At 72.1% G+C, this 12,788-nt stretch carries 13 protein-coding genes; 8 read left to right on the top strand and 5 right to left on the bottom strand.

The features are described 5' to 3' along the window. Window positions 1-247 precede the first annotated feature (247 nt). Window positions 248-1,072, top strand: coding sequence for a hypothetical protein (locus ACH4E8_RS04455; protein WP_398444227.1), 825 nt, complete (start codon window positions 248-250; stop codon window positions 1,070-1,072). Window positions 1,073-1,091: 19 nt separating this feature from the next. On the opposite strand, the gene ACH4E8_RS04450 is transcribed toward ACH4E8_RS04455, so the two are convergent. After that, on the bottom strand, window positions 1,092-2,303 hold the full coding sequence (locus ACH4E8_RS04450) for an SAM-dependent methyltransferase (protein WP_398444225.1): 1,212 nt from the start codon (window positions 2,301-2,303) through the stop codon (window positions 1,092-1,094). Window positions 2,304-2,403: 100 nt separating this feature from the next. Here ACH4E8_RS04450 and ACH4E8_RS04445 point away from each other — a divergent pair, with 100 nt between their 5' ends. The 4 genes from ACH4E8_RS04445 (at window position 2,404) to groL (ending at window position 6,256) form a co-directional block, all read left to right on the top strand. Next, window positions 2,404-3,381, top strand: coding sequence for a polysaccharide deacetylase family protein (locus ACH4E8_RS04445; protein WP_398444745.1), 978 nt, complete (start codon window positions 2,404-2,406; stop codon window positions 3,379-3,381). 19 nt (window positions 3,382-3,400) lie between these two features. Beyond that, the gene (locus tag ACH4E8_RS04440) at window positions 3,401-3,892 is read left to right on the top strand and encodes a hypothetical protein (protein ID WP_398444223.1); all 492 of its coding nucleotides are present in this window, start codon (window positions 3,401-3,403) and stop codon (window positions 3,890-3,892) included. A 233-nt stretch (window positions 3,893-4,125) separates the two neighbouring features. Beyond that, window positions 4,126-4,434, top strand: a complete 309-nt coding sequence (gene groES / locus ACH4E8_RS04435) for a co-chaperone GroES (protein WP_003948573.1) — start codon at window positions 4,126-4,128, stop codon at window positions 4,432-4,434. Window positions 4,435-4,630: 196 nt separating this feature from the next. Next, a complete protein-coding gene (gene groL / locus ACH4E8_RS04430) occupies window positions 4,631-6,256 on the top strand; it encodes a chaperonin GroEL (RefSeq protein ID WP_398444221.1) in 1,626 nt (541 codons plus the stop codon). 114 nt (window positions 6,257-6,370) lie between these two features. On the opposite strand, the gene ACH4E8_RS04425 is transcribed toward groL, so the two are convergent. The 3 genes from ACH4E8_RS04425 to ACH4E8_RS04415 form a co-directional block, all read right to left on the bottom strand. Further along, window positions 6,371-7,357 carry a hydroxyacid dehydrogenase gene (locus ACH4E8_RS04425; RefSeq protein ID WP_398444220.1) on the bottom strand — a complete coding sequence of 329 codons (987 nt, stop codon included), beginning with the start codon at window positions 7,355-7,357 and terminating at the stop codon, window positions 6,371-6,373. Between the two features lie 118 nt (window positions 7,358-7,475). Further along, a complete protein-coding gene (locus tag ACH4E8_RS04420; RefSeq protein ID WP_398444218.1) occupies window positions 7,476-8,249 on the bottom strand; it encodes an SDR family NAD(P)-dependent oxidoreductase in 774 nt (257 codons plus the stop codon). 258 nt (window positions 8,250-8,507) lie between these two features. Beyond that, the gene (locus tag ACH4E8_RS04415) at window positions 8,508-9,215 is read right to left on the bottom strand and encodes an MOSC domain-containing protein (protein WP_398444215.1); all 708 of its coding nucleotides are present in this window, start codon (window positions 9,213-9,215) and stop codon (window positions 8,508-8,510) included. Between the two features lie 90 nt (window positions 9,216-9,305). Here ACH4E8_RS04415 and ACH4E8_RS04410 point away from each other — a divergent pair, with 90 nt between their 5' ends. Beyond that, window positions 9,306-10,244 carry a LysR family transcriptional regulator gene (locus ACH4E8_RS04410; protein WP_398444213.1) on the top strand — a complete coding sequence of 313 codons (939 nt, stop codon included), beginning with the start codon at window positions 9,306-9,308 and terminating at the stop codon, window positions 10,242-10,244. Between the two features lie 202 nt (window positions 10,245-10,446). On the opposite strand, the gene ACH4E8_RS04405 is transcribed toward ACH4E8_RS04410, so the two are convergent. Then, entirely contained in the window at window positions 10,447-10,773 is a 327-nt protein-coding gene (locus tag ACH4E8_RS04405) for a WhiB family transcriptional regulator (RefSeq protein ID WP_398444211.1), read from the bottom strand. A gap of 417 nt (window positions 10,774-11,190) precedes the next feature. On the opposite strand from ACH4E8_RS04405, the gene ACH4E8_RS04400 reads away from it, so the two are divergent. Together ACH4E8_RS04400 and ACH4E8_RS04395 are read left to right on the top strand one after the other, a co-directional pair. Next, window positions 11,191-11,802, top strand: coding sequence for a response regulator transcription factor (locus ACH4E8_RS04400; RefSeq protein ID WP_003948568.1), 612 nt, complete (start codon window positions 11,191-11,193; stop codon window positions 11,800-11,802). A 263-nt stretch (window positions 11,803-12,065) separates the two neighbouring features. Next, the gene (locus ACH4E8_RS04395) at window positions 12,066-12,641 is read left to right on the top strand and encodes a sigma-70 family RNA polymerase sigma factor (RefSeq protein ID WP_361530137.1); all 576 of its coding nucleotides are present in this window, start codon (window positions 12,066-12,068) and stop codon (window positions 12,639-12,641) included. Window positions 12,642-12,788 lie beyond the last annotated feature (147 nt).

Genomic DNA, 12,788 nt, shown 5'->3' with positions numbered 1-12,788 from the left:
GCCGAGGTGACCAACCCCGCCCTGCGGGCCTACGGCGGGTGTGTCCAGGAGGCGCCGGGGTGTCTCCCACGTCCCCCGGGAACGGAGGGGCGGAACTGCGCGGCCAGCCCACCACCGGGGCCGCGGAGACCAGCGTCCCCGCGGGCTTACGGCGGGTGGGTCTAGGCGCGCGGGGGCACCATCACGTCCTCCGGGAACAGGGGCGGGACTGCACGATCTGTCAGCGTCGGCCGGTAGTCTCCGCCCCATGGCCGCGCACCCCCCACCCTCACCACCCCCCGGCATATCCCCGCCCGCTCCGGCAAAGCCCCCGAAGCAAGCCGCGCAGGTCCCGACGCACGAGGGCGAGCCCCCGGCGCAAGGCGCAGAGCCTCCAGCGCCCGACGGAGACGCCCCGGCCCAAGGCGACACCCCCGCAGCCCCGCCCGCCGCAGGCGACCCCGCCCCGCCCGCCGCAGGCGACCCCGCACCGCCCCGCGAACTCCGCGAAGACGCGCTCCACGACCTCACCCGCCGATCCATCGGCCCCGCCAAGCTCGGCCTCCTCCTGCTGTTCGTCCTCGGACTCGAACTCGGTTGGGCGCTCGTCGGCACCGCCCTCGTCGCGCTCGACGACATCGTGGACGCCTTCACCGTCGTGTTCGCCGTCTTCCTGACCCTCCTCGGCGCGCTCGCCCTCGTTCCGTCCGCCGTGTTCCTCGTGCGCGGGGTCCGCCAGGACCGTTCCGTACGCGCCGAGTTGAAGGAACTGGCCGCCGAGGACCGCGACCCGATCGGCGACGCCCGCTTCAACCGCGCCGCGATCACCGTGTGCTGGCTGCTCGTCTCCCTCGCGCTCGTCACCGCGGGCGTGCTGATCTCCGCTTCCGCCTCCGCGACCGGTGGCGACGCCGGCTACCTGGCCAGCGACGACACGACGTACAGCCGCTTCACGTACACGCTCGGCGCCGGTGTCGCCCTCGCCGTGCCGGGGCTGTTGGGCGTGGCGAAGGCGGTCGCGCACCACTGTTGGGCGGCGCGCCTGCTCGACCCCGTACCCGCGGCCCGCGCCCGCGGCGGTGCGCACCGCTGACCCCCGGGCCGGCGTCCCGTCAGAGCTGCGCCGGCCGCCCGATCAGCACCGTCGGCGCGCCGGCGACCCGCGTCAGGAACACCGTCGCCGCGTTCGGCCCCTGCGGCTTGACCTTCCGCCGCAACTCCTCGGGCTCGACGGCGGACCCCCGCTTCTTCACCGTCAGCACCCCGACCCCGCGCTCGCGCAGCAGCGCCTTCAACTTCTTCAGGTTGAACGGCAGCACGTCGGTGATCTCGTACGCGGTGGCGTACGGCAACTCCCGCAGCCCGTCCGCGGTGACGTACGCGATCGTCTCGTCCACCAGCCCCCCGCCCGGCAGTTCGGCCGCGACCTCGGCGACCAGGTGGGCGCGGATCACGGCGCCGTCCGGCTCGTACAGATAGCGGCCCACGGGCCGTACGGCCGGGTCCGGCAGACCGCGCCCGACCAGGGTGCACGGCTCCGCACCCGCGCCCGCCCCGCTCAGCAGGGTCGCCGACACGGCCCCGCCCGCCCCCGCGCCGAACCACAGCACCGCCTCCTTCACGTCCCCCTCGTACGAGATCCACTCGGCCGAGAAGTCCGCCGGCACCAGCTCGTGCGGGATCCCCGGCGCGATCTTGAGCGCGGCGTGCGGCCGGCGCCGGGCCGCGTCGAGGGCCCAGGACAGCGGCGGGGAGTACGCCTCGGGGTCGAAGACCCGGCCGCGTCCGCCCCGGCGCGCCGGGTCGACGAAGACGGCGTCGTACCCGGCGGTGTCCACCTCGGCGACGTCCGCGCACCGCACCTCGACCAGGTCGGTCAGCCCCAGCGCGGCGGCGTTCGCGCGGACGGTCGCGGCGGTCAGCGGGTCGCGGTCCACCGCGAGCACCCGGATGCCCGCGCGGGCCAGCGCGATCGCGTCGCCGCCGATCCCGCTGCACAGGTCCGCGACGCTGCGCACGCCGAGCGCGGCGAACCGGGCCGCCCGGTACGCGGCGACCGGCGCGCGGGTGGCCTGCTCCACGCCGTTCGCCGTGAAGTACATGCGGTACGCGTCCTCCGCGCCGAACTTGGCCACCGCCCGCTGCCGCAGCCGCGCCTGCCCCAGCGCCGCCGAGACCAGCGCGGCCGGGTGGTCGCGGCGCAGCCGCGTCGCGAGCGCCAACTCCTGGGACGGGTCGTGATCGCGCAACGCGGCGAGCAGGTCGCGGCCCTCGTCGGAGAGCAGCGCGGCGAGGGGTTCGGGGAGGTCGTTCACCTGGCCCATTGTGGGCCAGGAGGGTCACGGTCCGCCCCTGCCGGCGGTGTCGTCCGGGTCCTGCGGAGCCGTGCTGCCAGGATTCAGCGCCATGCAGCTAGTACGACAAATGCAACAAGTAAGACAAATCCATCGGACGGGGCGGCCCCGGGGCCGGGGGCGGCGGATCGGTGCGCTCGCCGGCGCGGTCCTGGTGGGCCTGCTCGGCTCCGCGTGCGGCCTCCAGGCGCCGGGCGACGGCGGCGACGGCCCGGTCCCGCACTCCGGCCAGCAGGCCGAGGCGTCCCAGATCGAGAAGGCGGAGCGGGCCGCGCAACAGGCCGGCCCGGCCGGATCGCTCGCCGCGTACGTGGAACGGGTCGAGCGGAACCAGAAGGCACGGGCGGTCGCCGCGCAGAAGTGGGGCCTGGCCAAGACCCCGCTGCCGGCGCCGCAACCGCCCGCGTCCAAGCCGTTCATCACCACCCGCAAGGGCTTCGAGGTCGAAGGCGGGGCGTCCCTGCCGCCGGTCTTCACGACCGTGCCGGTGAAGGAGAGGATCGTCTTCCTGACGATCGACGACGGCGTGGAGAAGGACCCCGACTTCCTCCGGATGATGGACGAACTCCAGATCCCCTACAGCGCCTTCCTCAGCGACTACGTGATCGACGACGACTACGGCTACTTCAAGCGGATGCGCGAACAGGGCGCCGCCCTGCACAACCACACGCTGAACCACCGCTACATGCCCGGGCTCTCCTACGACGCCCAGGAGCAGGAGATCTGCGGCCAGCAGGAGAAGCTGGAGAAGCTCTACGGGAAGCGCCCGCCGCTCTTCCGCCCGCCGTACGGCAACTACAACGGCGACACCCTGCGCGCCGCGCAGTCCTGCGGCGTCAAGGCCGTGCCGCTGTGGGCGGCGGAGGCGTTCCCGGACCACATGGAGTGGCGGGAGTGGGACCGCGACCTGCACCCGGGGGACATCATCCTGACCCACTTCCGGGGTGCGGACGACTGGAAGGGCTCCATGACCGACATGGTCCGCCAGGTGATGAAGGTGGTCACGGACAAGGGGTACGCCGTTGCGCGCCTTGAGGACTACGTGTGAGCCCGCGGCGGCGCGGACGGTGACGGGCGCAACCCCGGTTCCGGCCCCGGCTCCGGCTCCGGCTCCGGGCGCAGGTTGGCGTACGGCGGCGGGGGCGGTCGCCGCCGTCGTGCTCGGCTGCGGCGGCTGCTCCTCGCCGTCCGTGGACCCGGCCGTCTCCGTCGACCCCATCGAGCGCCTGGGGCGCCGGGCGATCCAGCCCGCGCAGTCCGCGGGCGGGGGCGCTCCGGGAGCTCAGGGGGCACCGGGGGCGCCGGTGGGGGAGCGGCGCGCCCCGGCGCGTACGCCGTCCGTCGACCCGGCCCGGTCCGTGGCCCCGGCCGTCTCCGTCGACCCGGACCCGTCGGAGCGCCCCGCGCCGGACGCCCGCACCGCGCGCCCGTCCCGTACGCCCGCCCTGCGCGCCCCGGTGCTCGCCGAGTCCGCGACGCGGCTGCTCGACCGGATCCACGACCCGCAGCGGCCCCCGGTGACCCCTGGACCGCTGCCGGAGCGGCACGCCCCCCGGTGACGGGGCTGCCGCTGCGACCCGTCGCGTGCGAGCTGCTCGGACCCGCCACGTACGAGCAAATTGGCACTCCGCTTGACCGAGTGCTAATCGCGGTCATAGTCTCGGCTCTGGCACTCCCCGCAGGAGAGTGCCAACACAGCGACGGGCAGGTCCGGCACCCGCGACGACGGATCGACCTGGTCGCCACCTCAGACAGTTAACCCCGTGAGATCTCCGAAGGGGGAGGTCGGATCGTGACGACCGCCAGCTCCAAGGTTGCCATCAAGCCGCTCGAGGACCGCATCGTGGTCCAGCCGCTCGACGCCGAGCAGACCACGGCTTCTGGCCTGGTCATCCCGGACACCGCGAAGGAGAAGCCCCAGGAGGGCGTCGTCCTCGCCGTGGGCCCGGGTCGCTTCGAGAACGGCGAGCGCCTGCCGCTCGACGTGAAGACCGGCGACGTCGTGCTTTACAGCAAGTACGGTGGCACCGAGGTCAAGTACAACGGCGAGGAGTACCTCGTCCTCTCGGCCCGCGACGTTCTCGCCATCATCGAGAAGTAAGCCGAGAAGTAAGTCGAGCCTAGGCCGGGCAGTGAGGGTTCCCCGGGGCGAGTTCCGACTCGCCCCGACGGGACCCGAGCAAACCGCGCACCGCTTGTCTTGATCCGCGCCCCTGGCACCCACTGGGACTCACGTCCGGGCGCTGGGGGCGCGGTTCTTATTCAGACGCATTTCAGAAGAGGACAGTAACGCTCCCATGGCGAAGATCCTGAAGTTCGACGAGGACGCCCGTCGCGCCCTTGAGCGCGGCGTCAACAAGCTGGCCGACACCGTCAAGGTGACCATCGGCCCCCGCGGCCGCAACGTCGTCATCGACAAGAAGTTCGGCGCTCCCACCATCACCAACGACGGCGTCACCATCGCCCGCGAGGTCGAGATCGAGGACCCGTACGAGAACCTGGGCGCCCAGCTGGTGAAGGAGGTGGCCACCAAGACCAACGACATCGCTGGTGACGGCACCACCACCGCCACCGTCCTGGCGCAGGCGCTGGTCCGCGAGGGTCTGCGCAACGTCGCCGCCGGCGCCTCCCCGGCCGCCCTGAAGAAGGGCATCGACGCCGCCGTCCGCGCCGTCTCGGACGACCTGCTGGCCACCGCCCGTCCCATCGAGGACAAGAGCGACATCGCCGCCGTCGCCGCGCTCTCCGCTCAGGACCAGCAGGTCGGCGAGCTGATCGGCGAGGCCATGGACAAGGTCGGCAAGGACGGCGTCATCACCGTCGAGGAGTCCAACACCTTCGGCCTCGAACTGGACTTCACCGAGGGCATGGCCTTCGACAAGGGCTACCTGTCCCCGTACATGGTCACCGACCAGGAGCGTATGGAGGCCGTCCTCGACGACCCGTACATCCTGATCAACCAGGGCAAGATCGCCTCCATCCAGGACCTGCTGCCGCTGCTGGAGAAGGTCATCCAGTCGGGTGGCTCCAAGCCGCTGCTGATCATCGCCGAGGACGTCGAGGGCGAGGCGCTCTCCACCCTGGTCGTCAACAAGATCCGCGGCACGTTCAACGCCGTGGCCGTCAAGGCGCCCGGCTTCGGCGACCGCCGCAAGGCGATGCTCCAGGACATGGCCACCCTCACCGGTGCCACCGTCGTCGCCGAGGAGGTCGGCCTCAAGCTCGACCAGGCCGGCCTGGAGGTGCTGGGCACCGCCCGCCGCGTCACCATCACCAAGGACGACACGACCATCGTCGACGGCGGCGGCAACGCCGAGGACGTCGCGGGCCGCGTCGCCCAGATCAAGTCCGAGATCGAGGCCACGGACTCCGACTGGGACCGCGAGAAGCTCCAGGAGCGCCTGGCGAAGCTGGCCGGCGGCGTGTGCGTGATCCGCGTCGGCGCCGCCACCGAGGTGGAGCTCAAGGAGAAGAAGCACCGTCTGGAGGACGCCATCTCCGCGACCCGCGCCGCGGTCGAGGAGGGCATCGTCTCCGGTGGTGGCTCCGCGCTCGTCCACGCCGCGAAGGTGCTCGACGGCAACCTCGGCAAGGAGGGCGACGAGGCCACCGGCGTCTCCGTCGTCCGCCGCGCCGTGGTCGAGCCGCTGCGCTGGATCGCCGAGAACGCCGGCCTGGAGGGCTACGTCATCACCTCCAAGGTCGCCGAGCTCGACAAGGGCCAGGGCTTCAACGCCGCCACCGGCGAGTACGGCGACCTGGTGAAGGCCGGCGTCATCGACCCGGTCAAGGTCACCCGCTCCGCCCTGGAGAACGCCGCGTCCATCGCCTCCCTGCTGCTCACGACCGAGACCCTGGTCGTCGAGAAGAAGGAAGAGGAGCCGGCGGAGGCCGCCCACGGCGGTCACGGCCACTCCCACTGACGCTCGCCTTCGGCGACCGAGCCCGGTGCCCCCGTCGCGGGGGCACCGGGCTCCGCCGTTCCCGCCTCCCGCCTCTCGCGCGAACGGTGCGGGCCGCCCCGCCACCGAGTCAGCTCACGCCGAACGCCCGAGGTCCCCCGCAGCGACCGCCGCCACGAACGGCACCCCCCGCCCGTACCGCTCCAGCTCGTCCAACGCGAAGTCCGCCATCCGATGCAACTCCGTCCCGAGCGAACCGGCGACGTGCGGGGTCAACAGGACGTTCGGCAGGGTGTACAGGGGCGAGTCGGCAGCCGGCACCTCCGGGTCCGTCACATCCAGCACCGCATACAGCCGCCCCGTCACCAACTCCCGCACCAACGCGTCCTGGTCCACCAGCGAGCCCCGCGAGGTGTTCACCACCGTCGCCCCGTCCGGCAACAGCGCCAGCCGCCGCGCGTCCAGCATCCGCCGCGTCCCGGGCAGCTCCGGCGCGTGCACCGAAACGACGTCGCTCCGCCCGCACAACTCGTCAAGCCCCACCCGCACCACCCCCAGCTCCGCCGCCTCAGCCTCGCTCACGTACGGGTCGTACAGCAGCACGGCCAGGTCGAAGGGGCGCAGCAACTCGATCACCCGCCGGCCGACCCGGGACGCCCCGACGATGCCGACGGTGCGCCGGTAGTTGCCCGCGCCCGCCAACTCGACCCGCCAGTCGTGCCGAGCACGCAACCGCTCGTGCAGGCGCGCCGCCGGCAGGACCCGCTTGCCCGCGAAGAGGATCGCGGCGAGCGCGTACTCCGCCACCGGGAGCGCATTGGCCGCCGCCGCGGACGACACCACGAGGCCGCGTTCCCAACAGGCCGCGGTGACGTGCCCCTTCACCGACCCGGCCGCATGCACCACCGCGCGCAGCCGGGGCGCCTCGGCCAACACCTCGGCGCTCAGCACGGGCGCTCCCCAGCAGGTGAGGAGCACCTCCGCCGAGGCGAGCGCCGCCCGGACCCGGGGCGGGGGAGCCGTCAGGTCATGGGCGATCACCTGGGGATCGGTGCGCGCCAGGTCGGTCAGCCGCCGGAGGTGCCGCTCGCTGAACAGCCCTTCGGCGACCCCGACCCCCATGGCCAACAACACCTCGGGCCGCCGCGCCCCGCTCGTGCCCGCACTCGTATCGGCTCCCATACGCCTCCCACTGCTGCTCCTGCGCACACCGCGCCCCTACCCCCCTGCGCTCCTGCGCCTACTGCGGCCCGTACTTCCTTCCGGTCTTCGAGGTGACTCCGCCCAACAGCCCGCGCGGGGTCACCTTCACCACTCCCATCAGCGCCTTGTAGCGGGGGTCGGGGATCGAGACCGCCTTGCCGCGCGCCAGATCGGCGAGGGCGGTCTCCACCACCTTGTCCGCGTCGAGCCACATCCAGCTCGGGATGTTGTCCGTCCCCATCCCGGCCCGCTGGTGGAACTCGGTGCGTACGAAGCCGGGGCAGAGCGCCATCAGCCGCACCCCGGAACCCGCCATGTCCCGGGCCGCGCCCTGGGTGAACTGGACCACCCACGACTTCGACGCGCCGTACGTTCCGCGGGGTACGAAGGCCGCCACCGACGCCACATTGATCACACCGCCCCTACCGCGCTCGCGCATCGGCTCGACCGCCGCCGCCGTCAGCCGGAGCACGGCCTCGCAGTGCACCTTCAGCATCGTCAACTCATCGGCCATCGACACTTCGAGGAAGCGGCCCTTGTTGCCGAAGCCCGCATTGTTGACCAGCAGGTCCACCGCGTTCCTACGGTCACCGAGCCGACGCTCGACGGCGGCGATCCCGTCGTCCGTCGACAGATCGGCGGTCAGCACCTCCGCCTCGATGCCGTGCCGATCGTGCAGTTCGGTGGCCTGTTCCCGAAGGCGTGCGGTGTCGCGGGCCACCAGGACCAGATTGCGTCCATCGGCAGCGAGTCGCCGCGCGAACGCGGCACCGATGCCCGCAGTGGCTCCCGTAATCAGTGCGGTCGTCATAGACGGCACGTTAGTGCCCTTCGCGCGCCATCCGCGCATGCACCGTTCCCCTGTCCCACCCCCTTCCCGCGGTCTCTTCGCGGTCGCCGTCCGAGCCCCATCCGGAACGTACGACCAGCGTCGCAAACCGCCGCCACCAGGGCATCAGGGACGAGCCCCCACTCGCCCCTGAGCCCGCCGCCCCCGAATCCCCCACGGTTCCCCTACGCCCTCGGTTGACCGCCCCTACGCCGGGAGTTGTGAGGATCCGGAGCCGCACTACACCGGGAGTTGTTGACCCCCGTGCTTCGCCAGGTAATCCCGGGCCAGCTTCACCAGGTCGGGGTTGAGCGCGTCCCCGGCAACCATGAGCGACGGGAGCAGCGAGCGCTCGACGGTCTGGGCCCGGAAGGCGACGGAGACCGTCACGTCGTGGTCCGGCCGGTGCACCACCTCGATCGGGTCGCCGGCGCGTATCTCGCCCGGCACCACGACCTTCAAGTACGCCCCGGGCTCGCCCCGCTGGGTGAACTCCTTCACCCAGCCCTTCTCCGGCAGCCCCAGCTCCCCCATCCGCCCCGCGAACGTCCGGCACGGCACGCGACCGCTGGTGACCTCCAGGACGACCCGGTCGCCGATCCGCCACCGCTCGCCGATCTTCGCCCCGGACACGTCCAGCCCCACGGTGGTCAGGTTCTCGCCGAACGCGCCGTTGCCGATCCGCGCCCCCATCCGCCGCTCCCAGCGGTCCAGGTCCTCCCGGGCGTACGCGTACACGGCCTGGTGGGTGCCGCCGTGGTGCTTCGAGTCGCAGACCGCGTCGTCGCCCAGCCCGCTGCCGCCGCCGTCGGTCCGCCCGAGGTCGTTCGGGTCGGCCACCTGCACCGGCCCGTCGACCGGCTGCTTGTCGATCCCGGTGAGACCCCCGGGCGCATTGGTGTAGTCGACGGCCCTGGGCCGGCCCACGTTCACGGTCAGTAGCTTCATGTCCCCACGCTAAACCCCCGCGGAACCCATGACCTCAAACCATCTCGGCGGATAGTCGCCCGAGGTCCAAGCGTCACTTATATTTGAAGGATGATCGAGGCACGTCACCTCCGAGTGCTCCGCGCCGTGGCCAGCACCGGTTCCTTCTCCGCCGCCGCCCGGACGCTCGGCTGCACCCAGCCCGCCGTCAGTCAGCAGATGAAGGCCCTGGAAGGCTCCGCGGGCACCCCGTTGCTGATCCGCACGGGCCGTGAGATGCGGCTGACGCAGGCCGGCGAGGCGCTGGTGCGCCACGCGACCGGCATCCTCGCCGGGCTCACCGCGGCGGAGGAGGAGGTCGCGGCCATCGCGGGCCTGCGGGCCGGCCGGGTGCGCCTGGTCTCGTTCCCCAGCGGCAGCTCCACCCTCGTCCCCGCCGCCCTCGCCGCGCTCCGGGCCGCCCACCCCGGCACCCGGGTCTCCCTCGTGGACGCCGAGCCCCCGCGCTCCGTGGAGATGCTGCGCGAGGGCGACTGCGACGTGGCCCTGGCGTTCCGGTACGGCGACGCCGCCCGCACCGAGGTCGACGGCGAGCGGGAAGCCGGCGCCGAGCGCGCCGAGACGGAGTGGGACGACCTCGTCGTGCGCCCCCTGCTCACCGACCGCCTCGTGGCGCTCGTACCCGAAGGCCACCGGCTCGCCGCGGCGGGCACGGTCTCGATCGGTGACCTCGCCGACGACCCGTGGATCGCGGGCTGTCCGCGCTGCCGCCGACAGCTGGTCGACGTGTGCGAGGCCGCCGGGTTCACCCCCCGCATCGACTTCGCCACGGACGACTACCCCGCGGTGGTCGGACTCGTCGGCGCGGGCCTGGGCGTGGCGGTGCTGCCCGAGTTGGCGCTGGAATCCGTACGCCCCAAGGGCGTCGTGGCCGTCACCCTCGCCCCCGAAGTGGCCCGGGAGATCGTCGCGCTCACCCTCCCCGACCTCTCCCAGGTGCCTGCCGTGTCCGCCACCCTGGACCAGCTCACGCTGGCCGCGGCCCGCTGACCGCCACCGGGGCCCGCTGACCGTGGCGTGACGTTCGCCGGATCCGTCCGGGCATGCGTCCGCCCCGTCCCCCGGCCCATCCGTCCCCCTACGGGGGACTCTCTGCGATCCGCCCCGTCGGTCCGGCGTCACCAAAGGTGGCGGCCCGGGCCGCCAGGCCAGCAGAGAAACGTTTCTGCGATGTCTTGGGTCGGCGACGGATTCAGTCGTGCCGTGCTCCCGGTGCGCCGCTCGTCGCCGGGATCAGCCGGTGGCGGGCGCGCCCCATCAACTCCTCGCGTTCGTCTTCGGTCAGTCCGCCCCACACCCCGTACGGCTCTCGGACCGCCAGGGCGTGTGCTGCGCATTCGGCGCGCACCGGGCACCTCATGCAGACCTCTTTCGCCGAGTTCTCGCGCGCACTCCGTGCGGCACCCCGCTCGCCCTCGGGGTGGAAGAAGAGAGAGCTGTCCACCCCGCGGCAGGCCGCGAGGAGCTGCCAGTCCCACAAGTCGGCGTTGGGTCCGGGAAGGCGGGAGAAATCTGCCATAGCGCTTGCCCCTTGAAACCGTGCTGAGTGGATCCGGTCGGGTCGTGCGGGTGAGCGATACGGGCCGCATCAGGCATCCGCACCATGCCCCACGACCGTACATCTACTATCTAAGTAGATGTAAATATGATTCATTGCGAATCTAGCCCCAGACACTGCCCAAAGTGAAGAAAAAGCATCTAAATGGGGCATTGCCTCCGGGTAAACCCGGCGGACATGCGGCTCCGGGCGAGATGTGGAAGAAGGCTGCGGAACCCGTAACTCTTTCGAGTGACCGTCGTTGGTAGGGCGAGGCGGTTGAAGGAATGAGCGCTCGGGCACATGTCCGAGGGCGTTCAACCGCTCAGGTGACGATACGTACCCAGCCTGGAGGCTCAAGGTGACGCGCATCAGCTGCGAGAGCCACGGAGGTCAGTCATGACATCCGTCCTCGTTTGCGACGACTCCCCGCTTGCCCGAGAGGCGCTCCGCCGTGCGGTGGCTACCGTGCCCGGCGTCGAGCGCGTGACGACCGCGGCCAACGGCGAGGAAGTCCTCCGCCGCTGGGGCGCGGACCGCTCGGACCTCATCCTGATGGACGTGCGCATGCCCGGCCTGGGCGGCGTCGAAACCGTCCGGCGGTTGCTCTCGGCCGACCCGGGCGCCCGGATCATCATGCTCACGGTCGCCGAGGACCTCGACGGCGTCGCGCTCGCGGTCGCCGCCGGCGCCCGCGGCTATCTGCACAAGGACGCCTCGCGCGCCGAACTGCGGGCGACGGTCACGCAGGCGCTCGCCGACCCGACCTGGCGGCTCGCCCCGCGGCGGCTGCGCTCGGCGGAGATGGGCGCCGCGCCCACGCTCACCGCGCGCGAGATCCAGGTGCTCGAAGGCATGAGCCACGGCCGGTCGAACGCGGAGATCGGCCGCGAGCTGTTCCTCTCCGAGGACACCGTCAAGACCCACGCCCGCCGGCTCTTCAAGAAGCTCGGCGCATCGGACCGGGCGCACGCCGTCGCGCTCGGGTTCCGCTGGGGTCTGGTCCGCTGAGGACGTGCCGTGGCGGGGCCCGGGTCCCCCGAAGGTGTGGTGAACCCCGCTCGCCTTACTGTGGTGGGCGGGGAGACGGACCGCTTCGGGCGCCCGTTTCCCGCGCGATGCCGCATCCTTGAGATGTGGAGTTCCTCGGGGAGTCGGTCGAGCGGAAGGGGAGGGCGCAGGAGATGAGTTCCAGCGCACCTGCTCATAACGCTTCGGTGCACAACATGGGACGCGGTGCCACGGAACAACGGACACCGAGGCACCATGGACCGATGCGTGACGACAAGAGCACGGTGATCGGTGCCCTCGTTCATCGTGCCGTCGACGGAGACGAGCGAGCCACGCACGATCTCCTGGCGCACGTCCACCCCCTCGCGCTGCGTTACTGCCGCACCCGACTGAGTCGCCTGCCCGGCGACGCGCGGCACTTCGTGGAAGACCTCGCACAGGAGGTCTGCGTCGCCGTCCTGATGGCCCTGCCGAGGTACCGCGACACCGGCCGCCCCTTCGAAGCGTTCGTCTTCGCCATCGCCTCGCACAAGGTCGCCGACCTCCAGCGCGCCGCCATGCGCCACCCCGGCTCGACGGCCGTGCCCTCCGACGAGATGCCGGAGCGCCCCGACGACTCCCTCGGCCCCGAGGAGCGCGCCCTGCTCAGTAGCGACGCGGAGTGGGCCAAGAAGCTCCTCGCCAACCTTCCCGAGACGCAGCGCGAGCTGTTGGTGCTCCGGGTCGCGGTGGGGCTGACCGCGGAGGAGACCGGGCAGATGCTGGGCATGTCGCCCGGTGCCGTACGGGTCGCCCAGCACCGTGCGCTCAGTCGGCTGCGCGCGCTGGCCGGTCAGTAGCGCCCGCGCCCGGCGGTCCGGTGTCGGGGCGTGCGACCTCAGCGAGATCCGTGAGGCAGGCCCTGGCCGGGGCCGCACCCCTTGCTCCGGGCGCTGAGTCGTTCGGTGCCTTCCCCCGTACTCCTGAGTGACGGATGCCCCGTACCC

It is taken from the genome of Streptomyces sp. NPDC017979 (assembly GCF_044328175.1).
GTDB lineage: Bacteria > Actinomycetota > Actinomycetes > Streptomycetales > Streptomycetaceae > Streptomyces.
This window is presented reverse-complemented; position numbering and strand designations above follow the sequence as displayed.

What these genes read in the sequence shown, in the direction of transcription:
- ACH4E8_RS04455 (WP_398444227.1), top strand. Translation starts at nt 248, where the DNA reads ATGGCCGCGCACCCCCCACCCTCACCACCCCCCGGCATATCCCCGCCC.
- ACH4E8_RS04450 (WP_398444225.1), bottom strand. Translation starts at nt 2,303, where the DNA reads ATGGGCCAGGTGAACGACCTCCCCGAACCCCTCGCCGCGCTGCTCTCC.
- ACH4E8_RS04445 (WP_398444745.1), top strand. Translation starts at nt 2,404, where the DNA reads ATGCAACAAGTAAGACAAATCCATCGGACGGGGCGGCCCCGGGGCCGG.
- groL (WP_398444221.1), top strand. Translation starts at nt 4,631, where the DNA reads ATGGCGAAGATCCTGAAGTTCGACGAGGACGCCCGTCGCGCCCTTGAG.
- ACH4E8_RS04425 (WP_398444220.1), bottom strand. Translation starts at nt 7,357, where the DNA reads ATGGGGGTCGGGGTCGCCGAAGGGCTGTTCAGCGAGCGGCACCTCCGG.
- ACH4E8_RS04420 (WP_398444218.1), bottom strand. Translation starts at nt 8,249, where the DNA reads ATGACGACCGCACTGATTACGGGAGCCACTGCGGGCATCGGTGCCGCG.
- ACH4E8_RS04415 (WP_398444215.1), bottom strand. Translation starts at nt 9,215, where the DNA reads ATGAAGCTACTGACCGTGAACGTGGGCCGGCCCAGGGCCGTCGACTAC.
- ACH4E8_RS04410 (WP_398444213.1), top strand. Translation starts at nt 9,306, where the DNA reads ATGATCGAGGCACGTCACCTCCGAGTGCTCCGCGCCGTGGCCAGCACC.
- ACH4E8_RS04405 (WP_398444211.1), bottom strand. Translation starts at nt 10,773, where the DNA reads ATGGCAGATTTCTCCCGCCTTCCCGGACCCAACGCCGACTTGTGGGAC.
- ACH4E8_RS04400 (WP_003948568.1), top strand. Translation starts at nt 11,191, where the DNA reads ATGACATCCGTCCTCGTTTGCGACGACTCCCCGCTTGCCCGAGAGGCG.
- ACH4E8_RS04395 (WP_361530137.1), top strand. Translation starts at nt 12,066, where the DNA reads ATGCGTGACGACAAGAGCACGGTGATCGGTGCCCTCGTTCATCGTGCC.